Source organism: Pseudomonas halotolerans, assembly GCF_039581215.1.
Classification (GTDB): Bacteria; Pseudomonadota; Gammaproteobacteria; order Pseudomonadales; family Pseudomonadaceae; genus Aquipseudomonas; species Aquipseudomonas tehranensis.
Genome location: NZ_JBCNTJ010000024.1, coordinates 14508 through 36975, shown reverse-complemented (window position 1 = coordinate 36975; position 22468 = coordinate 14508). Strand labels below are relative to the sequence as shown.

Genomic DNA, 22468 nt, shown 5'->3' with positions numbered 1-22468 from the left:
CTGACAGATCGCTATCGCGAGCAAGCTCGCTCCCACAGGGATCTGTGCTGATAGAATGCCCCGCTTATTCCCGTCCTCCGTAGCTCACGCCATGACCCCAACCGCCCGCCCCCATACCCCGAACATCGCCATCATCGGCGGCGGCCCTGCCGGCCTGATGGCGGCCGAGGTGTTGAGCCAGGCCGGGATACAGGTCGACCTGTACGACGCCATGCCCTCAGTGGGCAGAAAGTTCCTGCTGGCCGGTGTCGGCGGCATGAACATCACCCACTCGGAGGACTTCTCGCCGTTCCTGTCCCGCTACGGCGAGCGCGCGCCCAATATCGCCCCGCTGTTGCGGGCCTTCGGTGCGCACGAGTTATGCGAATGGATTCACGGATTGGGCATCGATACCTTTGTCGGCAGTTCCGGACGAGTATTTCCGACCGACATGAAAGCCGCCCCGCTGCTGCGCGCCTGGCTCAAGCGTCTGCGCGACGCTGGCGTGGTGATCCACACCCGCCATCGCTGGCTTGGCTGGAACCCGGACGGCAGCTTGAAAATGGCCTCCCCCGACGGTGAAAAGGCGTTGCAGCCCAACGCGACGCTGCTGGCCCTGGGCGGCGGTAGCTGGTCACGCCTGGGTTCGGACGGTGCCTGGATGCTGCCCCTGGAACAGCGCGGCGTAGCCCTGGCGCCACTGCAGCCGAGCAATTGTGGATTCGACGTGCAGGCCTGGAGCGATCTGATGGTCAGCAAATTCGCCGGTGCCCCGCTGAAAAATGTCGCCATCGGCCTGAACGATGACAAGCCGCGCCTCGGCGAATGCGTGATCACCGCTACCGGTATCGAAGGCAGTCTGATCTATGCCCTGTCGGCACCGATACGCGAAGCCATCAACCAGCACGGTAGCGCGACGATCCATCTGGACCTGCTGCCGGGCCGGCCGCTGGACAAGATCCAGCAAGCGTTGAGCAAACCTCGCGGTTCACGCTCGGTGGCCAAGCACCTGCACAGTCAATTGGGGATCGATGGGGTCAAGGCTGCGCTGTTGCGCGAGCAAACACCTGCCGATTGCTTCGCCGACCCGGCGCGGCTGGCCCAGGCAATCAAGGCCTTGCCCATCACCCTGGTAAAAACCCGCCCGCTGGACGAAGCCATCAGCAGTGCCGGTGGCGTGACCTTCCAAGCCCTGGACGAACGCCTGATGCTCAAGCAGATGCCTGGCGTGTTCTGTGCCGGAGAAATGCTCGACTGGGAAGCACCGACCGGCGGCTATTTGCTCACGGCCTGCTTTGCCAGCGGCCGGGCGGCTGGCCTAGGGATGTTGGAATTCTTGAATGGTTGAATTCGTAGGAGACCTTTGAGATCAAGGCTTACGCTTACGCGGCCCGGTATTGAACACCGGGACTTTGCGCACCGGCTTGACCGAAGGCTCCACGGGCGAGGCGTCGCCGCTGTCGACCCACTTGCCCAGGTTGCGCTTGCCGCCACCGCCCGAGGCTTTCGGTTTCTTCGGCTTTTTCGGCTTCTTGATGACCTGGCCGCTGGCATCAGTGTCCGGCACCCGATGCTCAGGCTCGAAGTCCTGCTCCATCTGCCGTGGCAGCGTCTGACGGGTCAGGGTTTCGATGGCTGACAGCAGATTCACTTCATCGGCGCAGACCAGGGAAATCGCTTCCCCGGTGGAACCTGCCCGGCCAGTACGACCGATACGGTGGATGTAATCCTCGGCGACGATCGGCAAATCGAAATTCACCACCAGCGGCAAGTCTTCGATGTCCAGCCCACGCGCGGCGACATCGGTGGCCACCAGGATCTGGATTTCACTGGCCTTGAAACGGTCCAGCGCCCGTTGGCGAGTGGCCTGGGGTTTATCGCCGTGGATGCCGTCGGCATTGACGCCCATGCCCTGGAGTTTTTCCACCAGCGCATCGACACCGTTGCGGGTCTTGGCAAAGACCAGCACCTGTTTCCACTTGTTCTTGCGCATCAGGTGCACAAACAACTCTGGCTTGCGCTTCTTGTCCACCGTCACCACCCATTGCTTGACGGTGTTGGCGGCCACATTGCGCGGGCTCACTTCGATGCTCAGCGGATCGTTGAGCATTTGCCCGGCCAGCAAGCGGATCGCGTCGGAGAACGTTGCCGAGAACAGCAGCGTCTGGCGCTTCTTCGGCAGTGCTTTGTAGATATTCGCCAGCTCCTCGGAGAAGCCCAGGTCGAGCATGCGGTCGGCTTCGTCCAGCACCAGGGTCTGCAACTGGTTGAACTTCAGTGCATTCTGGCGGAACAGGTCGAGCAAGCGCCCTGGCGTGGCGACCAGCAGATCAACCCCTTTGCGCAGCTTCATCATCTGCGGGTTGATGCTGACGCCGCCGTACACCGCATAGGTGCTCAACGGCAGGTTTTGCGCGTATTGGCGCACGCTTTCGTGAACTTGCTCGGCCAGTTCACGGGTCGGCACCAGAATCAGCGCCCGTACCGAGTTGGCACTGACCTTCGGCCCCTCGGTGGTCAGCAACTGCAACAGCGGCACGGCGAAACCGGCGGTTTTACCGGTGCCGGTCTGGGCCGCGGCCATCAGGTCGCGACCGGCCAGCACCGCCGGCATGGCTTGAGCCTGCACCGGGGTCGGGGTCTGGTAGCCGAGCGTCTCAAGGGCGCGCAGCAAGGGTTCGATCAGGCCAAGGGTGGCGAAAGTCATGGAAGTACCGTAGGAAAATCAGCGCAAGGTGTGCAATGCGCGGCAGTTTACCCTAAATCAGGATTCGGCCGGCGCAGGCTTGGGTTTGCGCCACTGGGGCAAACCGATCAACACCACCGCACTGATGATCACCAACATCGCCAGGGCCTCCTCGATGCCGATGGTTTCACCGGCGAACACAATGCCCAGCAGCACCGCCACCGCCGGGTTGACGTAGGCATAGCTGGTGGCCGCCGCCGGACGGACGTGCTTGAGCAGGTACATATAGGCGTTGAAGGCAATGATCGAACCGAAGCAAGTCAGGTAGGCCAGCGCTATCCAGCCTTCCAGCGGCGGCATGCTGTCCAGGTGTTCGCCGCTGGCCACGCTGCCGATCAACAGCACCACACCGCCCACCAGCATTTCCACGGCACTGGCCATCGCCCCCGCCGGCAGCGGCAGGTGCTTGCTCAATACCGAGCCGAAGGCCCAGGATGCCGCCGCGAACAGCAGCAAGGTCGCGCCCAGTGGGCTCGATTGCAGGTTGGAGCCCAGATTGAGCATGGCAATGCCGATCAACCCCAGCACAATCCCCGCCCATTCCAACCGGGTATTACGGGCGCCCCAGAAATATCCGCAAAGCAAGGTAAACAACGGCACCGTCGCCACGGCCAGCGCCGCCACCCCGGACGCCACGCCCGTGTGCTCGGCGACACTGACCGCGCCATTGCCGAAGCTGAGCAACAACACGCCGATCACAGCCCCGGCCTTCCACTGCGCCCAGGTCGGTGCCGGCGCCCCGCGCCAGCGCAGGAAACCGTACATCAGCGACCCGGCGATCACGAAACGAATCCCGGCCAACAGCAGCGGCGGCCAATGCTCCACCCCAATGCGAATCACCAGGTAGGTCGACCCCCAGATGACATACAAGGCAAAAAAGGCAGCGATCAATGGCAAGGGAAAACGGCGTGGGCCAGGCATGGTCAGCTCGAAGTCAGGACAATGAGAGACGCTATTCTAGAAAGGCGACAAGCGGAAAATAAGTTACAAAACCTGTTTATCCGAACCGTACACTTTTCAAAACAAGGAGATCAGCGCTATAAACCGTACTTTCGAAAGCCAGCCCCCTGGGAGCCAGAACCGTGGATAAATACGACCGCATGCTGCTCAGTGCCCTGTTGGAAAACGGTCGTGCGTCCTACGCCGAACTGGCCCGCAAAGTGAACCTCTCGGCCCCGGCCGTGGCCGAGCGGGTCAGCAAGCTGGAAACCAGCGGCGTGATCACCGGCTATCAAGCAAAAGTCGACATGGCGAAAATCGGCCTGCCGGTGCAGTGCGTCATCGAACTGCGGATGAACCAGCACGGTAACCAGAAGACCTACGACGAACTGTGCAAAATCCCGCAACTGACTGAGTGCCATCGGGTGACGGGCGACCCGTGCGTGATCATGCAGGCGGCGGTCGGCTCGATGCCGGAGCTGGAAGAGCTGATCAACCGCATCGCCAAGTTTGGCTTCAGCAAGACCTCGATCGTGCTGTCCAGCGCGATTGAAAAGCGCGTGCCGTTGGGGCAGTTGGAAGGCAACGGAAAATAACCTGCTCACCCCTGATCAACCTGTGGGAGCGGGCTTGCTCGCTCCCACAGGGTTTTGCAGTATGCCTAGAACCCGCGATGGCGCTTGAGGTGCTCGTTGATCTTCGCCGCCGGCACTTTCTGCAAACTGCACAGCAAATCGTGGGACAACTCCCGCAGCCCATGCTGTTGCCGCAGCTGCGTCGCCAGGTGCGCGGTGAGGTTGGCGGCCATTTCGGCGTCGGCCATGGCCCGGTGAGCCTGGCCCGTGTGGGGCAGGCCGGCGAAGGTGTTAAGCGTGCCGAGCTTGTGGTTCGGCGCCGTCGGCATCAGGCGCCGGGCCAGCAGCAGTGAGCAGGCGAAATTCTGCAGGCGGGTGCGCTTGATCCGGCCCAGTTCGAAGTCCCAGAACTTCTGGTCGAATGCGGCGTTGTGGGCCAGCAGCGGCGTGATGCCGACGAACTCGTTGACCTCGTTCATCACCTTTTCCGCGGGCGGGGCGCTGCGCAGCATGGCGTTGCTGATGCCGGTCAGTTGCTCGATGAACGCAGGCACGCGCACACCGGCGTTCATCAGGCTCTGATAGCGATCCACAATCCGGCCTTGTTCGAGGATCACCACGGCGATTTCGGTGGCCCGGCAACTGCTGCTCGGCGTGATGCCGGTGGTTTCAAAGTCGATGACTGCGATGCGTTCCAAACCTGTCTGAACTCCGTAAAAATCAATTCTTGAGCAGCAACGCGCCTTCGATCGGCACGTAGCGGCTGGCGGCGCGAATCAGCGAGTTGGCCGTCAGCCCCGGCACACCATAAGCCACCGCCTGAACCCCGTGTTTGCTGATGATGCGTTCCAGCAGCATGTCGAAATCGCCATCACCGGACGCCAACACCACCTCGTCAACGTGATCGGCAGCGTCCATGATGTCCAGGGTGATGCCCACGTCCCAGTCGCCCTTGGCCGAGCCGTCGCTGCGCTGGATGTAAGGCTTGAGCTTTACGATAAAGCCCAGGTTGCGCAGGATCTGCTGGAATTGCTGCTGCTTGCTGTCACCGCGATCGATCGCATACGCGTAGGCCTCGACGATCTGCCCCTGCTTGCTGACATCGGCCCACAAGGCCGCGTAGTTGAAATGGCAACCATAAGCCTGGCGCACGGTGTAGTAGAGGTTCTGGACATCGGCGAACACTGCGATTTTTTTCACCGCGTTTCCTCTTGAATGCACAAGCCAGCAGAGCGGGCCCGAAAAGTTGCCCAGTATGCCAGCCCAGAGGAATGTTCCGCGAATAATCGGTCCGAGGCACCAGGGCGCCCCGGACGAATGGCAGGTCAGACGAAGGAGTCGTCATCGCCAAAGAAGGATGAATCGTCGCTGTAGTCGGCGTCGGCGAAACCGCCCTGGTCGTTGCCATAGGCATCGTTACCGGCGACGCTTGAGTCATCGCCCCAGCCGCTGTCACTGCTTGCCGTGTCATTGACCGGTTGGGCCGGCGCTTGCTCGATGACCTCGACCACTTCCTGAGGCTGCTGGGCACCGTGGAACAGACTGCTGATGCCCTGGGCCAGCATCACGCCCCCGGCCACGCCAGCCGCGGTTTTCAGCGCGCCGCTCATGAAGCTGCCGGCCCCTGGAGCCTGCTGTGGCGCGGCGCCGTAGTTAGCGGGCGGCGCGGCGTAGTTCTGCTGGGGTGGCGCATTGAAGCCAGTTTGCGCCGGTTCGCGCCAGCCGCCACCGCTGGCGGGCGAAGCGCCTGGAGTTGACGCGGGACGTGAGTCGCGCGAGCTGCCACCGAAAATACTCGAGAGAAAGCCACCCCCGCTGGGCGCTGGAGGCTGTTGGCGGGCCTGTTGCAGGTCCGCCTGCAACTGCTCGATCTGCTGGCTCAACTGCTTGTTCTGCTCGTCGAGGCTGTTGAGCGCCGTCTCTTGCACCAGAATCGCCTGGGTCATGAAATAACCCGCTGCGGGCTGGCGGATCATATGTTCCTTGATCCGCGCCTCGGCCTGGGCGTCGCGCGGAGCTGAATCCTTTTCGGCCTGTTGCAACCGTGAAAACAGTCCATCGATCAGGGTTTGTTCTTCGCTGTTCATGGCGACCTCATCAGATTGCCGGGTAGAAAACCATGCCGGCCCCACAGGACCGGTGCCAGCCAGTAATGGGGCTGGGCACAGAGGTTTCAATGGTCTTTACCTGATGTTTACGTTTGCTTGTGCAGGCGCCTGATCGGTTAAAGTGTCGGACCGCTTTTTGACCTGCGATACCGACTCATGAATCCGTTTGACGTGCTGCGCGACTCTTTGTATTTCTTCAAGCGCCATCTTGGCCGGATCGCCCAGCTGTGCCTGCCGCTGGTGATCCTCGAGGCCGTGCTGCAACAAGGCGTGGACAGCGTCGTGGGCCCCGAAGGCTTTTCCGGCTACAGCCTGATCGTCGGGCTGCTGATATACCCGCTGTACACCACTGCGCTCATTCTGTTTCTCGACGCCCGCAGTCGCGGCGAATCGCCCCGTCCCCGTGACCTTCTCGCGACGGCCCTGACCCTGTGGCCACGCTTTGCCCTGCTGACCGCACTCAATACGTTGCTGATTCTGGTGGGCATTTCGTTGTACTTCCTGCCGGGCCTTTGGCTGATGGTGGTGCTGGCCTTTGGCGAATACCTGCTGGTGCTGCGCGGCCTGACGCCGCTGGCAGCCATGAAGGAAAGCCTGCGCCTGAGTCGCGGCAGTTTCTGGCGCATCCTGTTGTGCATTCTTTGCGTGATGGTCCCGCTCTGGCTGCTCAAGGGCGCCAGCCTGTCGGTGTACCCGCCGCCCCAGAACCCGCTGATCACCTTGCTGATCGACAGCGTTCACAGCTTCCTGCAACTGTTCACCACCGTGGTGCTGTTCCGGATGTTCATGCTCGTCGCGGAAAAACCTGACAACCGTTGACGACTGCTGCGCAGGTGACGGGCTTGGGCTCGGCAACTGCTCTCGGTTATGCTCGGGATCACTTTTGCGTATTGCCCATTTAAGTCGAGCCATGACCCGTCTATTGCGCTACACCTTGCTGGGCCTGTTGTTGATTCTCGGCCTGGCCGCCCTGTCGATCTACAGCCTGACCTGGCGCCCACAGCCCCGGGAAGCACTGCCGGTCAGTTGCCCCGCCAACACCGCAACGCTCAGGCCTGGCCAGGCCTTGAAGGTGATGACCTGGAACGTCCAGTTCCTGGCCGGCAAGCGCTACGTGTTCTGGCACGACCTGGCCCAGGGTGACGATGAAAGCCCGACCGCCGAAGACATGGCCTTCAGCCTTGACGAAGTGGCAAGGGTCATTCGCGACGAGCAACCGGACATCGTGTTGCTCCAGGAACTGGACGACGGCGCCAAGGCCAGCGACTACCAGAACCAGCTCAAGTTGTTGCAGGAACGCTTGACCGACCTGTATCCGTGCAGCACCAGCGCCTTTGACTGGAAAGCCGATTTCATCCCCGACCCGCATATCTTCGGCAGCGTTGGCCGGCAGTTGGCGACGTTGAGCCGTTACCGCATCGATCAAGCGGAACGGGTGCAGTTGCCAGTGGCCGGGGCCAATTTCATCAGCCGCCAGTTCCAGCCGAAAAACGCTTTGTTGGTCAGTCACCTGCCACTGAGCAGTGGCGGCCACCTGGTCGTGCTCAACACGCATCTGGAACGGGCCACGCAACCAGATGAAACCCTACCCAATCAGGTCAGGGCCGTGAGCAAGGTCCTGGACAAACTTGAATCGCGAGGCACACCCTGGCTGATCGGCGGCGACTTCAATCTGCTCCCCCTGGGCCAATACCTGCGCCTGCCTGCCGAGCAACGCACGCCCTACTCCGCCGACAGCCCGTTGCACCTGCTGTGGGATAAATACCCGATGATCCCCACCAACAACGAGGCCAGCGGCATCGACCGCGCCCACTGGCTGACCCACTACCCTAACGACCCCGGCCTCAACGGCCCTGACCGCACTGTCGACTACCTGTTCTACAGCCCTCGGATCAAGCGGGTCGAGGCTCGGGTGCGGCAGGACGATACCTTGCGGATCTCCGATCATTTGCCGGTGATTGCCCGATTCCTGTTGCCGGCCACGCCGTGACGGCAAGCCACATTCGTCGCCAGACGAGTGTGGCGCTGGCCCGCATCACCCACACGTGATCAGGGTCGAGTCCCTGTCTCAGCTGCCTGGACCGTCCAGGGTTTGACCTGTTCGCTCAGCGTCAGGCCCAAACCGGGACGAGTGGGTACCAACATCCGACCGTCGCGGGTTTCCAGACGCTCGTTGAACAGCGGCTCAAGCCATTCGAAATGCTCGACCCAGGGCTCGGTCGGATAAGCGGCGGCCAGGTGAACGTGCAGTTCCATGGCGAAGTGAGGGGCCAGCATCAGGCCCGCCTGCTCGGCCATTGATGCGACCTTCAGGTAAGGGGTGATGCCGCCTACTCGTGGCGCGTCGGGCATCAGGAAATCAGCGCCGCGCTGCTTGATGAACTCGGCGTGTTCAGCAACGCTGGTGAGCATTTCACCCGTGGCAATCGGTGTATCGAACTGCTGCGCCAACGCGGCATGGCCTTCAGCGTCATAGCAGTCCAGCGGCTCTTCAATCCAGATCAGGTTGTACGCTTCAAACTGCCGACACATACGCTGGGCCGTCGGGCGATCCCATTGCTGGTTGGCATCCACCATCAACGGGAAGTGGTCACCCAAGTGCTTGCGCACCGCACTGACCCGTTCAATGTCGATGGCGCAATCCGGTTGCCCGACTTTCAATTTGATGCCGCCGATACCTTTTTCACGCGAGAGGTCGGTGTTCTTCATCAACTGATCGAGCGGGGTGTGCAGGAAGCCACCGGACGTGTTGTAGCAACGCACCGAGTCACGTTGAGCACCGAGCAAGCGGGCCAGCGACAGATTGGCGCGCTTGGCCTTCAAATCCCACAACGCCACGTCGAACGCACCGATGGCCTGGGTCGACATACCGCTGCGGCCCACCGACGCGCCAGCCCAGCACAGCTTGGTCCAGAGTTTGGCAATGTCACTGGGGTTTTCGCCGATCAGCGCCGGGGCGATTTCCTTGGCATGCGCGAATTGTCCCGGCCCGCCGGCACGTTTGGAGTAACTGAAACCCAGGCCCTGATGCCCATCGACGGTCTCGATTTCGGCAAACAGGATGGCGATTTCAGTCATCGGCTTCTGTCGGCCGGTGAGCACCTTGGCATCACTGATGGGATTGGCCAGCGGCAGGATGACCGAAGCGACACGAACCCAGGCAATGCGGTCGTCGTCGGAGGACTTGAGTGTTTGTTGTTGTACGAGCATGGGGCTCTCCTTGGACAGGCTCTGAAGGCGACGATGATTGCGCAATCATCAAGAGACATAAAAAAGACCTTCGCCGGTGCTTCAGAAGGTCTCTTGCCTCGATACTACACTGATTGCGCAATCATTCAATCCCGCAAATCCCCGGAAAATCGACTGCCAGGTTCAGGTACTGGCGCGGTCGATGAACGTGAAGCCGGTGTCGATCCGCACGGGTTCGAGGTGGGCGCCGGGATTTTCGAAGCGTTCAAGCAGTGCCTCAGCCACATGCAGGCCAAGCCTGGCGCCGTCAACGCTGACGGTCGACAGCGCCGGGTAAACCTGTGCCGCGCTGCTGAGATCTCCGAAGCCCATAACGGCCAGCTCAGCGGGCACCTTCAGGCCAAGGCTGGCGGCTTGCGCCAACACACCTTGAGCCACGGTATCGGAGCTGCACACCACGATGTCGGGGCGCACCGGCAGATCCAGCAGCCGCCGAAGCCCCTCACGCCCCACCTCCAGCGTGGCGGGGGGCGCCAAGACTTCCATCGGCACCTCTTCAATGCCCTGGCGCCTCAGCTCGGCGATAAGACTGTTGCAGCGACGCAGGCCACGGGGGTCGCTGATGGTCACCACGGAAAAGCGCTGGTAACCCTTTTTAAGCAAATGTCGCGCTGTCTCTTGCCCCACTTTTTCATGTGAGAAGCCCACCAGCATGTCTAAAGGGTCTTCACTCAGATCCCAGGCCTCGACCACGGGGATTCCCGCCTGGGCGAGTCGCAAGCGGCTTGATTCGGTATGCAGCGTACCGGTCAGTACGATGCCATCCGGACGCCGACCGAGTACGGCTTCAAGCAGTTTTTCTTCCTGCTCCGCGCTGTAGCCTGTCAGGCCGAGCAGGGTTTGATAGCCCGCCTGGGTCAGGCGGTCCATCAGCGATTGCACGGTGTCTGCAAAAATGGAGTTAGCGATGGTAGGCAGGAAAATCGCCACCAGACGACTTTTGTTGCTCGCCAGGCTACCCGCCAGCATGTTCGGCACATAGCCCGATTGGCGCACCGCTTCGCGGACCTTCTCCCGCGTGTTCTCGCTCACCAGTTCAGGGCGATGCAATGCCCTGGAAACAGTCATTGGCGAAACGCCTGCAATCTTTGCCACATCGACCAACGTCAGGCTGGCGCCCTTGGTGGCGGCGGTCGTCGATCCCTGAAAGGTGGACGCTGCTGGTTTCTTTGCCATGAACTGTTCCGAATCTGAAGCCAACTAACCGGGACTGCGTATAAAGCAGTTGATGGGGCGGTGAATCTACCATTTGCGCCGCCGTGCTGGCGGGCCAAGCCGGCGGTTTTTTACTTGCGGGGTTTGATCCGTGCCGTGGCTTCGGCCACCAGCGGATCGTCCGGCCAGTAATGTTTGGGATACCGCCCCTTGAGGTCCTTCTTCACTTCGGCATAAGTGCTGCGCCAGAAATTCGCCAGGTCCTGGGTCACTTGCACCGGTCGCCGCGCCGGTGACAGCAAGTGCAGTTTGACGACCTGCCGGCCGCCGGCAATACGCGGAGTGTCAGCCAGGCCGAACAGTTCCTGCAAGCGTACCGCCAGAATCGGCGGGTGCTCGCTGTAGTCCAGGCGAATCGACGAGCCCGAAGGCACGCTCAGATGATGGGGTGCCCATTCATCCAGCCGTTGCGGCAAGGGCCAGGGCAGCAGGTTGTGGACGATACTGGGCAGGTCAAGGTTGGCAAAATGGCTGAGGCGTGACACGCGCCCCAGGTAAGGCATCAACCACTGCTCAAGCGTGTTCAGTAGCGCCCCATCGCTGACATCTGGCCAATCACTCTCGCCCTTGGCCTCCAGGTCGAGCTGGCGCAACAGTGCCACCCGCGCCTGCCATTGCCGCAGCTCCGGCGTCCAGGGCAGCAACTCCAGGCCCTTGCGCCGTACCAGATTCACCAGCGCCTGGCTGCGGGCCGATTCATCCAGGCCAGTCAGTGGCTCACGGCTGAGCACCAGTTCGCCGACCTTGCGCTGGCGCTCGGCCCGCAGCACGCCTTCACGCTCGTCCCAATCCAGTTGATCCACCAAGCGCACCTGCTCGGCCAGCACCGAATCAAACAGCGCCGGATCGAAGTCCGTCGCCAGGTAGATCCGTTCTTCGCGCTGCCCCTGACGGCTGCCCAGGTCGGCGATCACCAGCCACGCCTTTTTCATCAGGCTATCCGCCTCGGCAAACAACGCCGCGCGGCCGTTGGCCAGGCGATACTCCGCCCCGCCGGGCCGCCGCTGTTGGGCGACGCGATCCGGGTAGGCCAGCGCCAACAGAGCGCCCAGCCAGCGCGGATGTTCGGGGTCGGCGACGGCTTCTTCGGCCTTGCCCCGCAGGTAACCGCGATATTGCCGGGCCAGCTGCCGCGCCCGCTGGACCCCGCCCTGGGCGCCACGGGCGACCCGCTCTTCACCAGACAGCAACGCCAGGCGCGTGTGCAGGTCCGCCCCGGCGCCGCGCAGAATGTCTCGCTCACCCAACAACGCCGCGACGTTACACGCCATGTCCGCCAGCCCCAGCGACTGCCCACGCAGCAACAAATGGGCGATGCGCGGGTGAGCCGGCAGTTCGGCCATGGCTTGGCCATGCCGGGTTAGTTGCTCGCCGTCCAGCGCGCCCAGGCGTTGCAGCAGATCCTGCGCCTGGGCATAAGCGGCGGCGGGCGGAATGTCGAGCCAGACCAATTGCTGCGGCGTCACGCCCCAACGTCCCAATTGCAGGGCCAGCCCGGCCAGGTCCGCCGAAAGAATCTCGGCGCTGCCATAGGCGGCCAGTTGTTCGTGCTGGTCTTCGGACCACAACCGGTAACACACCCCCGGCTCCAGACGCCCGGCCCGCCCGGCCCGCTGAGTGGCGCTGGCCCGGGAAATGCGCTGAGTGTCGAGGCGGGTCATGCCACTGCCCGGATCGAAACGCGGCACTCGCGCCAACCCGGCGTCGATCACCACCCGCACGCCATTGATGGTCAGGCTGGTTTCAGCGATGTTGGTGGCCAGCACCACTTTGCGCTGGCCGGGCGGCGCCGGGTCGATGGCCGCACGTTGGGCGGCGAGGTCCAGCTCGCCATGCAACGGACAGAGCAGCACATTGCCGCCCTCACCCAAGGCATCGGCCAGTTGCTGATGAACCCGCCGGATCTCCGCTTGCCCAGGCAAGAACACCAGCACGCTGCCGGTTTCATCGTGCAGCGCTTCGAGCACGGTCTGCACCAGGCGCGGCTCGATGAACTCGCCGGGCTGGAACGGCCGGCCCCAGCGCACTGCCACCGGGAACATGCGACCCTCGCTGCGCAGAATCGGCGCGTCGCCCAACAACCCGGCCAGGCGCTCGCCTTCCAGAGTCGCGGACATCAGCAGGATCTTCAGCGGCTGGTCGTCGCGAAACAGCTCCCGGCCATTGAGGCTCAAGGCCAAGGCCAGGTCGGCGTCGAGACTGCGTTCGTGGAATTCATCAAAAATCAGCAGCCCCACGCCTTCCAGCGCCGGGTCGTCCTGCAAGCGGCGGGTGAGGATGCCCTCGGTGACCACTTCAATGCGGGTTTTGGGGCCGACCTTGCTGTCGAGCCGAATCCGGTAGCCGACGGTTTCACCGACCTTTTCCCCCAGCTCGCTGGCCAGTCGCTCGGCCGCCGCCCGTGCCGCCAGACGCCGGGGCTCAAGCATCAGAATGGTCTGCCCGGCCAACCAGGCCTCATTCAACAGGGCCAAGGGGACGCGGGTGGTTTTACCGGCGCCGGGCGGTGCTTCGAGCACGGCTTCGTGGCACGATGCCAAGGCTTGACGCAGGGCGGGTAAAACTTCATCAATCGGCAAAGAAATCATGCTGGCTCCAAAACAGAGGGCCGAGTATAACGGCGAACTGTTTAGCGTGGTCTGGACTCCAACCAGCAACGCCTCTACCTGCTCAGGAGATTGCTATGCGTATTCCCTTTCGCGTGATCGGTGGCGTTCTGGTCGCCACGCTGCTGACCCAGATCAGCGCCTGCGGCTCGATCTTCTACCCCGACCGTCGCGGCCAGATCGACGGCAAGATCGACCCGGCGATTGCCGCGCTGGACGCCGTCGGCCTGCTGTTCTACATCATCCCCGGCCTGATCGCGTTCGCCGTGGACTTCGCCACCGGGGCGATTTATTTCGAACCCGGCAGAAGCGTTCAGATCGAGCCTGAGAAACTCAAGCCGGCCATCAACGCCGACGGCAGCGTCAATAACCTCAAGCTGCAAGCGATCCTGGAAAGCGAACTGGGCCGCAGTTTCCCCCTGGACGACCCACGCTTGATCCAAAGCAAGGGCAACGCCCAGCAACTGGCCGCCCTCGGGCTTAAACCGGCCGCGTGATGGGCGCTATTGAAGGAACGACCGCGCCATGACCACCAGCACCGAACATGCCCGTCTGCTGCGCCTGGCCACGCGCGCTTCGGTGGCCGTGGCGCTCATTCTGGTCGTTGCCAAGGCACTGGCCTGGTGGCTGAGCGGCTCGGTGAGCATGCTCGCCGGCCTGACCGACTCGGCGCTGGACGGCGTCACGTCGCTGCTCAACCTGCTGGCCGTGCATTACGCCTTGCGCCCCGCCGACGAGGACCATCGTTACGGCCACGGCAAAGCCGAGTCCCTGGCCGGCATGGCCCAGGCATTGTTCATCGGCGGCAGTGCCGTGTTGATTGCGTTGCAGGCAGTTGAGCGCCTGAAAAACCCGGTCCCGGTGGAGGCGGCCTGGCTCAGTGTCGGCGTGATCATCTTCGCCCTGGGGCTGACCCTGGCCTTGTTGGCGCTGCAACATCGGGTCGTGCGTGCCACCGGCTCCACCGCCGTGCGCGCTGACTCGCTGCACTATCGCTCGGATCTGTTGCTCAATGGCAGCATCCTGGTCGCCCTGGTGCTGGCCGGGCTGGGTTGGGATCGGCTCGACGCCTGGTTCGGCCTGGGCATCGCCGCCTACATCCTGTGGAGCGCCATCCAGATCGCCCGGGAAAGTTTCGCGGTACTGATGGATGAGGAACTGCCACCTGACGTCAGCCAGCGCATGCTGGAACTGGCTTGCGCAGTGCCCGGCGTACTGGGTGCCCACGACCTGCGCACACGTATCTCGGGTAACCACTGGTTCGTGCAATTGCATCTGGAGCTGCCGGGCGAACTGACCCTGTCAGTGGCCCACGGCATCAGCGACCAGGCCGCCGATGCCATACACCGCGCCTATCCGAAGGCCGAAGTGCTGGTGCATGCCGATCCGACGGAAGTGGTGAAAGGCGCCAGCGCTTGACGCCGAACACAGAACCCGTGGCGAGGGAGCTTGCTCCCGCTCGGTTACGCAGCGACCGCAAACCTGGGCCTGCTGCGCAGGCCAGCGGGAGCAAAGTCCCTCGCCACAGGGGAGTGTTTTTCTTTCGAGTCATCAGTACGTCACCTGATACCCGCGACTGCTCAAGCAACTCCCCTGGGCCTGACGATAGGTCTGCACCACTTGCGGCGCGGGTGGGTAGGTGTAGTTGCGCGGGTCGAAACCGCTCTGCTGCACCGCCCAGCGATAGCATTCGTAGCCGTCCTGATTGACCTGCTCGGGAGATTGGCCGTTGGCTGGATAAGCCACCACATCGAAGCTGTTGCCTTGGGGCTGGGGCTGCGGGTTGGCTAACGGCGGCTCGACCACAACATAGTCCCGGGTGTTGGCTTCATAGATGTAATAGGCGCCAGCGGCAAGGAAAAACAGCGAGCCGCCGATCCAGACTTCCCGGGCGTAATCGGGCAGATAACGGGTACGGATTCCGCGCGGAGGCTCAACCACGATATAGCGCGGCCCTTGAGGGCGATACCAGTAACCGCCCGAATAAAAATAGTCATGGCCACGGTAAGGCACGCGGTAGTTGCGATCCGGAAAACGGTCGATGACATACCCGGGACGATACTGCGGCCCCGGTCCCCAGCCGTTGCCATGACCGTCCGGCCGGCCGGGCCAGTGCTGGTCCGGGCGAGGGTCATGGCCTGGGCGTGGCCCACCGCTCGGATAGCCATCGCTGCGGCGCGGAATATCGCGGTAGTAACCCGGCTTCGGCTCCTGGGTCTGGGTCACGCTGTCGGGGCGTCCGTGGATCGGCAGGCTGTTACCCGGTTGTTGCGGCGGACGACCATTGGGGTCTTGCGGCGGGCGGTTGTAGGGCTGGCCGCCTTGAGCGTGAGGCTGGACCTCAAACTGGCGACTGTTGTCGCCGCGAATGATCTCGTTGCTCTGTGGCCGGGGTTGGCCTGAATAACCCTGGCCGTTACCACCTCGCCCTTCCGGCCCGCCACGATTTTGCTGATCGTCGGCCACGCCCTGCGCACTGACACTTGCCCACAACAAACCAACACCTGCCAAACGCCAGATGCGCGACTTCATGAAATTCCTCACAACGGTTCAGGGCCTGATGAATGAGACTGGAAAAGTCTAGGCCGGTTCTGCGACAGGTTATCAGTCGTCGCCATTATTTAGACATTAAAAAAGGGAGGCCCGTCGGCCTCCCCTTGAGAACTTCGTCCGTGCGCGACGCTTTTGACATCGGCTCACCTCACGCCGTCTTCTGGACAGTGTGCAGCTCGGGGGTCTGCCAACACCGGTGGGTGCTGCGACCGCAGCCGGCCGGATTGGGCGGGCTGCACTGGACTGTTTGTCCGAGCAGTGATCTTGGTGATAAGCATAGGCCCGGCGCACCGGCAAATGATTGCGAAGATTGCGTAAATAAACATCACTTGCGCAATTTTTTACCCGCGATAGATAATATCCAGCAATTATCCAGACAAAGGCCCGACCAATGAGCAAACTCGACCGTTATGACCTGAGCATTCTGGCGGAATTGCAGCGCGACGCGCGCATCTCCAATCAGGAACTGGCCGAACGCATCGGTCTGTCGCCATCACCTTGCTCGCGGCGGGTCAAGCAATTGGAAGACGACGGCTACATTACCCGTCAGGTCGCCCTGCTCGACCGCAAAATGCTCGGCCTGAGCCTGACGGCCTACGTGCTCATCGGCATGGACCGCCACACCCCTGAACGTTTCGAGAACTTCGAAGCCGCCATCCGCAACCTGCCCCAGGTGCTGGAATGCAGCCTGGTGACCGGCATGGATGCCGATTACCAGCTCAAGGTCGTGGTGCCGGACATGGACCACTATCAAAAACTGCTGCTGGGGCACCTGACCCGGATTGACGGGGTCACCAGCGTGCGCTCCAGCTTTGTGTTGAACCAGGTGCTCAACAGCACCGAACTGCCGCTGACTCATCTGCGCGGCTGACGACAAACGAGCGCCGATTCACAGCCTCACACGGACTTACGCTCGGGCATCGGCCAGCCCTCGAACCCAAACCACACTCGCCTTGAAGCCACGAATCAGCCTTTGAAGTCCCGCGAGGCGTATTCGGCGAGCTTGCCCTGGATGAAGTCCAGAAAGCACTGGATCCTCAGGGCCAGTTGGGAGTTGCGGTAATACACCGCGTTGATCGGTTGGCGATAGCCGCTGTTGGCGTCGGCCAGCAGCACCGTGAGCCGACCGGCACGGATGTCTTCGCGGGTCATGAAGTCCGATAGGCACGCGATGCCCTGCCCTTGCAGCACCAAGTGGCGCACGGTCTCGCCACTGGACGCGCTGATGGCTGGCTGGATCGGCAAACGATCACCGTGCTCGTGACGCAACGGCCACTGATTGAGGCCCTCATTCTGGGCAAACCCCAACAGGGCATGCCGGGCCAGCTCGGCGACAGTGGCCGGTGTTCCGTGCCGCTTCAGATAGGTCGGGCTGGCCAGTATGTGCAGCGGGCTGCAACCCAGGGATCGGGCGTGAAGCGTCGAGTCGCTGAGGGTGCCGATGCGGATCGCGATGTCGGTACTTTGCTCGAGCAAGTCGATGATCAGGTCGTTGCTGTTGAGTTCGAGCTGGATATCCGGGTAGAGCCCGCGGAACTCTTCAATGTGCGGCACGATGGCGTGCAGCATGAAGGGCGACGCCGCATTGATCCGCAACCGCCCAGCCGGGTTTTTCTGGCGGGACGACAGACGCTCCTCCAGCTCATCCATCTGGTCAAGAATGCCCTTGGCCTGCTCGAAGAAATACTTGCCCTCTTCGGTCAGGTCCATGCGCCGCGTGGTGCGGTTGATCAGCGTGGTATCGAGCTTGGCTTCCAGGCGCGACAAGGTACGACTGACCGCAGAGGGCGTCTGCCCGATCTGTTCGGCGGCGGCGGAAATTGACCCGCATTCGATCACGCAGACGAAAATCTGCAATTCGTCGGATCTGGCTTTCACATATCCCCCTGTCGACTTCGCGCTTGTGGCAAGGGAGTCTATCCCCGTTGTGCCGCAAAGCGGACCTGAGCCACAGGATAGTATCGGGATACGTGACAAAAGAAAGGTCAGGCCTTCAGGCCGAACACCTCAATCAAATGCTGCTCATAGCGCGCCACATCGGCCTCGATGTTCGGGCGTTTCATCACGTCCACGCTCAGAAAGGTTGGCAATCCGCTCATGCCCAGGAACTGGTTGGCCTTGTGGAACGGGAAATACACTGCGTCCACACCCTTGGCTTCAAAGAAGTCGGTCGGGTCATCGAAGGCTTGCTGCGGGGCGTTCCAGGTCAGCGACAACATGTATTGCTTGCCCTGTAACAAGCCACCGCTGCCGTATTTCTGCGAAGCATCGGAGCGGGTGCGGCCGTCGCTGGCGTAGAGGCTGCCATGGCCTTCGGTGAAGACCTCATCGACGTATTTCTTGACGGTCCACGGTGCGCCCATCCACCAGCCTGGCATCTGGTAAATGATCACGTCGGCCCAGAGGAACTTGGCGACTTCTTCCTTGATGTCGTAACCACCGTCGATGAACGTGGTTTTCACATCGAACCCGCCACGGTCCAACACGCTGACCGCCGCATCATGGAGGGTGGCGTTATAGCGACCGTCGGAGTGAGCGAATTGTTTACCACCGTTGAGCAGCAGGACTTTTTTCATGAAGAGCCTCATCGGATTCCAGGGGACGCGGTTGAACGTTCACCCAATGGAAAGATTGAAAATGATGGCGGCAGAGTACCGATGAGACTGGGGCGGAGTAAGCAGTGCAACGGCAAAACTGATTTGACCTATACGCACGAATACATACCGCACTCTTGTCGTAGTATTCGCATACTTTTATTCAGGAGCCCGCCCGATGAGCGAACTGCACGGTTTCATCCTGCACGCCAAGACCCGTCCGGAAAAAGCCGAAGCCTTCGAAACGCTGTTTCGTGCCTACGTTGAACCGAGCCGTGCCGAACCCGGTTGCATCGAATATCACATGCTGCGAGACCGGCAAGACCCGACACTGTTTATCTTCTATGAAATCTGGCAATCCCAGGCTCATCTGGACGAGCACTCGAACCTGCCGCACATGAAGCAGTTCTTTGAGCAGCGCATGGAGTACCTGGAGCGCGATTTCGAAATCCGCCGCGTCGACATGCTCAGCCCGTCCTCGGCTAGCCGCTGATCAGCAAATGGCCGCCGAGCACACCCAGGCCAATGAAAAATGCCCGTTTGAACAGCTCGGCGCTGATGCGCTGACGCAGCCATTGCCCCAGCCACATCCCCAGCAGCGCCGGCGCCAAGGCCAGCAACGAAGCACTTAATTCGCCACCGCCCAAGGCGCCGTGCCAAAGCAGGCCGGCCGCCAGGGCCAGTGTCGACACCGTGAATGACAACCCCAACGCCTGCACCAGTTCGTCCTTGTTCAAGCCCAACGCTTGCAGGTAGGGCACCGCCGGAATAACGAACACACCCGTCGCGCAGGTGATGAGGCCAGTGAGCAGACCGCACAACGGCGCTGCCCACCGCTCAACACTGGCAGCAACCCGCAATGTCGGCAGCAACAGCCCACTCAGCGCGTACAGCAACAACGCGCCCCCCAACGCTCGAACCGCCCAAGGTCCACCCACCGTATCGAACCACAACGTGCCCAGACCGGTACCAATGCAAATCGCCAGCAACAACGGCCACAATCGCCGGATCAAGGCTTGCAGATGACCGCCAAAGGTCAGTTGCCAGACATTGGTCAGTGTGGCCGGGATGATGAGCAACGCCGCAGCCTGCGTCGGCGCCATAGCCAGGCCGAGCAGGCCCATGGAAATGGTCGGCAGGCCGAGGCCGATCATGCCCTTGATGGTGCCGGCCAGCAGAAAGGTGCCGATGACCAGCAAGGAAAGCATAAGGCCCAGATTTTGATAGAAAGCCATGAGTGTGTTCATGGGCGTATCGTGGGCCCTGGCGGTAGGTTTTTAAATCTGCCATAGACTGAGACAGCCTCTGGCCGAGCAAGAGGCTGAGCGTTTTGTGGGTGCAACTGGCGCCTTCGCGAGCAAGCCCACTCCCACAGGGGGATCACATTTCTGTGGGAGCGGGCTTGCTCGCGAAGGCGGCCCATCAGGCACCCCAGAACCCGGCACAGGATCACATCACTCATGCACTTCGACCTCATCGACCTGCGCCTCTACCTGCATATCCTCGACACCGGCAACATCACTGCCGGCGCTGCCCGCAGCCATTTGTCCCTGGCGGCGGCCAGTGCCCGGATCCGCGCCATGGAGGCCTCACTGGGGATCGGGTTGCTCGAGCGCGGGCGGCGCGGTGTCACCCCCACGTCGGCCGGCAAGGCACTGGGGCAACATGCTCGGGTGTTGCTGCAACACGCCGAACACCTGCAACAGGATTTGGGCGAATACGCCCGGGGCGTCAAGGGCCGTGTGCGGCTGTTGTGCAACACCAGCGCCATGACCGAATACCTGCCGGAGTTGCTGGCCGGCTTTCTCAAGGCCCACCCCAACCTCGACATCGACCTGCAGGAACTGCCCAGCTCAAGGATCACCCATGCACTGCGTCACGGCGCGTCGGACCTGGGTATCATCTCCGACGCGGTCGACACCGCCGGCCTTGAAACCCGCCCCTTTCGCGATGATCCGCTGGTATTGATCCTGCCCTCGGAACATCCCCTGGCTGACGGCCGTCCGCTGAGTTTCAATGAGACCCTCAGCCATGATTATGTAGGCCTGAACGCCTCCAGTGCTCTGGCGATCTACCTCGAAGAACAGGCGCTGCACGCCGGACGACGCATGCACATTCGCATTCGCGCCGACGGTTTTGATGGGGTGATTCGCATGGTCGCTCATGGCGCGGGCATTGCCATCGTGCCCAAGGCCGCGATCGCGCGGCGCCCGCCCGAGCCTTCCTGGCGATGGGTGTCGCTGCAAGAGGCCTGGGCTCAACGCTCACTGCGCCTGTGTGCCCGCCGCTTCGAAGACTTGCCCGCCTACGCCAGAGCCCTGGCCACGCACCTGACCGCCATCTGATGAGCGCTTCTGGATAGGTCGGTGTCGAGCACAGGCATCTGTCCGATCATGTCGCGCGTTAGGGTGCCTGCTCTCTTCTGCCCCTTTCGGAGTTCACATGACCGCCCCCATCACCGTCCTGCGCGATACCCATCCGCTGCCCGTACTCGATGCCTGCAAATGGGAAAAGCTCGAAGGCGACCCGCACACCGTCAACCTCAACGCCTACACCAGCGAAGACGGCAGCAAGATCATGGGCACCTGGATCTGTACGCCGGGCAAGTGGCGCGTGGACTATGTGAAGTGGGAGTACTGCCATTTCCAGGAAGGCTACTGCATCATCACCCCCGATGGCATGGAGCCGATCCATCTGCGGGCCGGTGACATCTTTGTCGTCGAGCCAGGCATGAAAGGCACGTGGGAAGTGGTCGAGACCGTGCGTAAATATTTCGTCTTTGCCTGAAACAAAAAACCGAGAGACCACCCGACATGGTCTCTCGGAAAACAGCTTTTCGGGATCTGCATGTTGCTTGCATATGCCCCTGTGGCGAGGGGATTTATCCCCGCTGGGTTGCGCAGCAGTCCCAAAACCTGACACTCGGTATGTCAGGCATTTTGAAGGGGGGCGCTTCGCACCCCAGCGGGGATAAATCCCCTCGCCACAAAAAGCCGCCGATACCCCAGCGCTTATTGCGGTTTGCGATAGCTGTTAACAATCGCCGAAAAATCCTTGCCGCCCTCGCCCCGCTGACTCATCGCCTGGTACAACTGCTGCGCCACCGCGCCCAATACCACCGGTTGATGAACCTGCCGCGCCGCTTCAGTCGCCAGGCCCAGATCCTTGAGCATCAGATCGGCACCAAAGCCCCCGGTGTAGCCACGGGACGCCGGCGCTGTTTCGATCACGCCCGGCCACGGATTGTAGGTGTCCGAACTCCAGCACCGGCCCGTCGAGCTGTTGATGATCCCGGCCAGTACCTGCGTATCGATCCCCAGGGCATCGCCCAGGGCCATGGCTTCGCTGACGCCCACCATGGAAATCCCCAACAGCAGGTTGTTGCAGATCTTGGCGATCTGCCCGGTGCCGACGTCGCCGCAATGCACGATATTACGGCCCATCTGCGCCAGCACCGGTTGCAGGGTGGCGAACAATTCAGTGGTGGCACCGACCATGAAGGTCAATGTGCCGGCCGCTGCGCCACCGGTGCCGCCGGAGACAGGCGCGTCGGCCATCGCTACGCCTTGTTTGGCGGCCGCGGCCGCAACATCGCGTGCGGTCTGCGGGTCGATGGTGCTGCAGTCCACCGCAGGCGTACCGGCGGCGATGCCGGCCAGTACACCGTCTTCACCGAGCCAGACACTGCGTACATGGGCAGCCGCCGGTAACATGGTGATCACCAGGTCAACGCCTTGGGACGCATCGCGAGGCGAGGCGCTGATGGTACCGCCCAATGTGGCCAGTTCAGCCAGCACCGTCTGGTTCAGGTCGAACAGGTTCAGCGAATGGCCGGCCTTGAGCAGATTGCGCGCCATGGGGGCGCCCATGTTGCCCAGGCCGATAAATGCGATCTTCATGTCCG

23 protein-coding genes are annotated in these 22468 nt (G+C 62.1%); 10 read left to right on the top strand and 13 right to left on the bottom strand.

Annotated features, from left to right (window positions below; all coding sequences use genetic code 11):
• Positions 1–91 precede the first annotated feature (91 nt).
• Positions 92–1327 (top strand): TIGR03862 family flavoprotein, encoded by a 1236-nt coding sequence (locus tag AAIS01_RS24670; protein ID WP_343471091.1) that lies wholly within the window; start codon positions 92–94, stop codon positions 1325–1327.
• Positions 1328–1348: 21 nt separating this feature from the next.
• Here the strand turns inward: AAIS01_RS24670 and rhlE1 are convergent, their stop codons facing one another.
• Positions 1349–2686 (bottom strand): RNA helicase RhlE1, encoded by a 1338-nt coding sequence (gene rhlE1 / locus AAIS01_RS24665; RefSeq protein WP_092459751.1) that lies wholly within the window; start codon positions 2684–2686, stop codon positions 1349–1351.
• 57 nt (positions 2687–2743) lie between these two features.
• Positions 2744–3646 (bottom strand): drug/metabolite exporter YedA, encoded by a 903-nt coding sequence (gene yedA / locus AAIS01_RS24660; protein WP_076386438.1) that lies wholly within the window; start codon positions 3644–3646, stop codon positions 2744–2746.
• A 161-nt stretch (positions 3647–3807) separates the two neighbouring features.
• Between yedA and AAIS01_RS24655 the strand changes: the two genes are divergently transcribed.
• On the top strand, positions 3808–4260 hold the full coding sequence (locus AAIS01_RS24655; RefSeq protein WP_053125600.1) for an Lrp/AsnC family transcriptional regulator: 453 nt from the start codon (positions 3808–3810) through the stop codon (positions 4258–4260).
• A 65-nt stretch (positions 4261–4325) separates the two neighbouring features.
• On the opposite strand, the gene AAIS01_RS24650 is transcribed toward AAIS01_RS24655, so the two are convergent.
• The 3 genes from AAIS01_RS24650 to AAIS01_RS24640 all read right to left on the bottom strand — a co-directional run bounded on the left by AAIS01_RS24650 (position 4326) and on the right by AAIS01_RS24640 (position 6326).
• Positions 4326–4937, bottom strand: a complete 612-nt coding sequence (locus AAIS01_RS24650; protein WP_047229543.1) for a 3'-5' exonuclease — start codon at positions 4935–4937, stop codon at positions 4326–4328.
• 22 nt (positions 4938–4959) lie between these two features.
• The gene (locus AAIS01_RS24645; RefSeq protein ID WP_008012653.1) at positions 4960–5439 is read right to left on the bottom strand and encodes a LabA-like NYN domain-containing protein; all 480 of its coding nucleotides are present in this window, start codon (positions 5437–5439) and stop codon (positions 4960–4962) included.
• A gap of 125 nt (positions 5440–5564) precedes the next feature.
• Positions 5565–6326 (bottom strand): DUF2076 domain-containing protein, encoded by a 762-nt coding sequence (locus AAIS01_RS24640; RefSeq protein ID WP_343471089.1) that lies wholly within the window; start codon positions 6324–6326, stop codon positions 5565–5567.
• A gap of 177 nt (positions 6327–6503) precedes the next feature.
• On the opposite strand from AAIS01_RS24640, the gene AAIS01_RS24635 reads away from it, so the two are divergent.
• Both AAIS01_RS24635 and AAIS01_RS24630 read left to right on the top strand, forming a co-directional pair.
• On the top strand, positions 6504–7166 hold the full coding sequence (locus tag AAIS01_RS24635) for a hypothetical protein (protein ID WP_343471088.1): 663 nt from the start codon (positions 6504–6506) through the stop codon (positions 7164–7166).
• Between the two features lie 91 nt (positions 7167–7257).
• On the top strand, positions 7258–8337 hold the full coding sequence (locus AAIS01_RS24630) for an endonuclease/exonuclease/phosphatase family protein (RefSeq protein WP_343471087.1): 1080 nt from the start codon (positions 7258–7260) through the stop codon (positions 8335–8337).
• Between the two features lie 59 nt (positions 8338–8396).
• Here the strand turns inward: AAIS01_RS24630 and AAIS01_RS24625 are convergent, their stop codons facing one another.
• From AAIS01_RS24625 to hrpB, 3 genes are all read right to left on the bottom strand, one after another.
• On the bottom strand, positions 8397–9557 hold the full coding sequence (locus AAIS01_RS24625) for an L-talarate/galactarate dehydratase (protein WP_343471086.1): 1161 nt from the start codon (positions 9555–9557) through the stop codon (positions 8397–8399).
• Positions 9558–9719: 162 nt separating this feature from the next.
• Entirely contained in the window at positions 9720–10772 is a 1053-nt protein-coding gene (locus AAIS01_RS24620) for a LacI family DNA-binding transcriptional regulator (RefSeq protein WP_343471085.1), read from the bottom strand.
• A gap of 110 nt (positions 10773–10882) precedes the next feature.
• Positions 10883–13399: an ATP-dependent helicase HrpB gene (hrpB, locus tag AAIS01_RS24615; RefSeq protein WP_343471084.1), complete on the bottom strand. Its 2517-nt coding sequence runs from the start codon at positions 13397–13399 to the stop codon at positions 10883–10885.
• A 95-nt stretch (positions 13400–13494) separates the two neighbouring features.
• Here hrpB and AAIS01_RS24610 point away from each other — a divergent pair, with 95 nt between their 5' ends.
• Both AAIS01_RS24610 and AAIS01_RS24605 read left to right on the top strand, forming a co-directional pair.
• A complete protein-coding gene (locus AAIS01_RS24610) occupies positions 13495–13914 on the top strand; it encodes a polyribonucleotide nucleotidyltransferase (protein WP_214914184.1) in 420 nt (139 codons plus the stop codon).
• Between the two features lie 28 nt (positions 13915–13942).
• Positions 13943–14836, top strand: coding sequence for a cation diffusion facilitator family transporter (locus tag AAIS01_RS24605; RefSeq protein WP_343471083.1), 894 nt, complete (start codon positions 13943–13945; stop codon positions 14834–14836).
• Positions 14837–14968: 132 nt separating this feature from the next.
• Here AAIS01_RS24605 and AAIS01_RS24600 read toward each other — a convergent pair whose 3' ends face one another.
• The gene (locus tag AAIS01_RS24600) at positions 14969–15949 is read right to left on the bottom strand and encodes a DUF6515 family protein (RefSeq protein WP_343471082.1); all 981 of its coding nucleotides are present in this window, start codon (positions 15947–15949) and stop codon (positions 14969–14971) included.
• Positions 15950–16361: 412 nt separating this feature from the next.
• Here AAIS01_RS24600 and AAIS01_RS24595 point away from each other — a divergent pair, with 412 nt between their 5' ends.
• A complete protein-coding gene (locus AAIS01_RS24595; RefSeq protein ID WP_047229533.1) occupies positions 16362–16841 on the top strand; it encodes an Lrp/AsnC family transcriptional regulator in 480 nt (159 codons plus the stop codon).
• A gap of 95 nt (positions 16842–16936) precedes the next feature.
• Here the strand turns inward: AAIS01_RS24595 and AAIS01_RS24590 are convergent, their stop codons facing one another.
• Positions 16937–17848: a LysR substrate-binding domain-containing protein gene (locus AAIS01_RS24590; protein ID WP_343471081.1), complete on the bottom strand. Its 912-nt coding sequence runs from the start codon at positions 17846–17848 to the stop codon at positions 16937–16939.
• Between the two features lie 107 nt (positions 17849–17955).
• Complete coding sequence (gene mdaB, locus AAIS01_RS24585) at positions 17956–18546, bottom strand: NADPH:quinone oxidoreductase MdaB (RefSeq protein WP_047229531.1); 591 nt, start codon at positions 18544–18546, stop codon at positions 17956–17958.
• 196 nt (positions 18547–18742) lie between these two features.
• On the opposite strand from mdaB, the gene AAIS01_RS24580 reads away from it, so the two are divergent.
• Positions 18743–19057 carry a putative quinol monooxygenase gene (locus tag AAIS01_RS24580; RefSeq protein WP_343471080.1) on the top strand — a complete coding sequence of 105 codons (315 nt, stop codon included), beginning with the start codon at positions 18743–18745 and terminating at the stop codon, positions 19055–19057.
• Here the strand turns inward: AAIS01_RS24580 and AAIS01_RS24575 are convergent.
• Positions 19047–19811: a sulfite exporter TauE/SafE family protein gene (locus AAIS01_RS24575; RefSeq protein ID WP_343471079.1), complete on the bottom strand. Its 765-nt coding sequence runs from the start codon at positions 19809–19811 to the stop codon at positions 19047–19049. The two genes, AAIS01_RS24580 and AAIS01_RS24575, sit on opposite strands and share 11 nt — an antisense overlap.
• Positions 19812–20024: 213 nt before the next feature.
• Between AAIS01_RS24575 and AAIS01_RS24570 the strand changes: the two genes are divergently transcribed.
• Positions 20025–20909, top strand: coding sequence for a LysR substrate-binding domain-containing protein (locus AAIS01_RS24570; RefSeq protein WP_343471078.1), 885 nt, complete (start codon positions 20025–20027; stop codon positions 20907–20909).
• Between the two features lie 97 nt (positions 20910–21006).
• A complete protein-coding gene (locus AAIS01_RS24565; protein ID WP_085701337.1) occupies positions 21007–21351 on the top strand; it encodes a cupin domain-containing protein in 345 nt (114 codons plus the stop codon).
• Between the two features lie 224 nt (positions 21352–21575).
• Here AAIS01_RS24565 and mmsB read toward each other — a convergent pair whose 3' ends face one another.
• Positions 21576–22463 carry a 3-hydroxyisobutyrate dehydrogenase gene (gene mmsB, locus AAIS01_RS24560; protein ID WP_343471077.1) on the bottom strand — a complete coding sequence of 296 codons (888 nt, stop codon included), beginning with the start codon at positions 22461–22463 and terminating at the stop codon, positions 21576–21578.
• Between the last annotated feature and the right edge of the window lie 5 nt (positions 22464–22468).

Bases quoted from the DNA above. Each gene is read 5' to 3' on its own strand.
- AAIS01_RS24670 (WP_343471091.1), top strand. From the start codon at position 92: ATGACCCCAACCGCCCGCCCCCATACCCCGAACATCGCCATCATCGGC.
- rhlE1 (WP_092459751.1), bottom strand. From the start codon at position 2,686: ATGACTTTCGCCACCCTTGGCCTGATCGAACCCTTGCTGCGCGCCCTT.
- yedA (WP_076386438.1), bottom strand. From the start codon at position 3,646: ATGCCTGGCCCACGCCGTTTTCCCTTGCCATTGATCGCTGCCTTTTTT.
- AAIS01_RS24640 (WP_343471089.1), bottom strand. From the start codon at position 6,326: ATGAACAGCGAAGAACAAACCCTGATCGATGGACTGTTTTCACGGTTG.
- AAIS01_RS24635 (WP_343471088.1), top strand. From the start codon at position 6,504: ATGAATCCGTTTGACGTGCTGCGCGACTCTTTGTATTTCTTCAAGCGC.
- AAIS01_RS24630 (WP_343471087.1), top strand. From the start codon at position 7,258: ATGACCCGTCTATTGCGCTACACCTTGCTGGGCCTGTTGTTGATTCTC.
- AAIS01_RS24625 (WP_343471086.1), bottom strand. From the start codon at position 9,557: ATGCTCGTACAACAACAAACACTCAAGTCCTCCGACGACGACCGCATT.
- AAIS01_RS24620 (WP_343471085.1), bottom strand. From the start codon at position 10,772: ATGGCAAAGAAACCAGCAGCGTCCACCTTTCAGGGATCGACGACCGCC.
- hrpB (WP_343471084.1), bottom strand. From the start codon at position 13,399: ATGATTTCTTTGCCGATTGATGAAGTTTTACCCGCCCTGCGTCAAGCC.
- AAIS01_RS24610 (WP_214914184.1), top strand. From the start codon at position 13,495: ATGCGTATTCCCTTTCGCGTGATCGGTGGCGTTCTGGTCGCCACGCTG.
- AAIS01_RS24605 (WP_343471083.1), top strand. From the start codon at position 13,943: ATGACCACCAGCACCGAACATGCCCGTCTGCTGCGCCTGGCCACGCGC.
- AAIS01_RS24600 (WP_343471082.1), bottom strand. From the start codon at position 15,949: ATGAAGTCGCGCATCTGGCGTTTGGCAGGTGTTGGTTTGTTGTGGGCA.
- AAIS01_RS24595 (WP_047229533.1), top strand. From the start codon at position 16,362: ATGAGCAAACTCGACCGTTATGACCTGAGCATTCTGGCGGAATTGCAG.
- mdaB (WP_047229531.1), bottom strand. From the start codon at position 18,546: ATGAAAAAAGTCCTGCTGCTCAACGGTGGTAAACAATTCGCTCACTCC.
- AAIS01_RS24580 (WP_343471080.1), top strand. From the start codon at position 18,743: ATGAGCGAACTGCACGGTTTCATCCTGCACGCCAAGACCCGTCCGGAA.
- AAIS01_RS24575 (WP_343471079.1), bottom strand. From the start codon at position 19,811: ATGAACACACTCATGGCTTTCTATCAAAATCTGGGCCTTATGCTTTCC.
- AAIS01_RS24570 (WP_343471078.1), top strand. From the start codon at position 20,025: ATGCACTTCGACCTCATCGACCTGCGCCTCTACCTGCATATCCTCGAC.
- AAIS01_RS24565 (WP_085701337.1), top strand. From the start codon at position 21,007: ATGACCGCCCCCATCACCGTCCTGCGCGATACCCATCCGCTGCCCGTA.
- mmsB (WP_343471077.1), bottom strand. From the start codon at position 22,463: ATGAAGATCGCATTTATCGGCCTGGGCAACATGGGCGCCCCCATGGCG.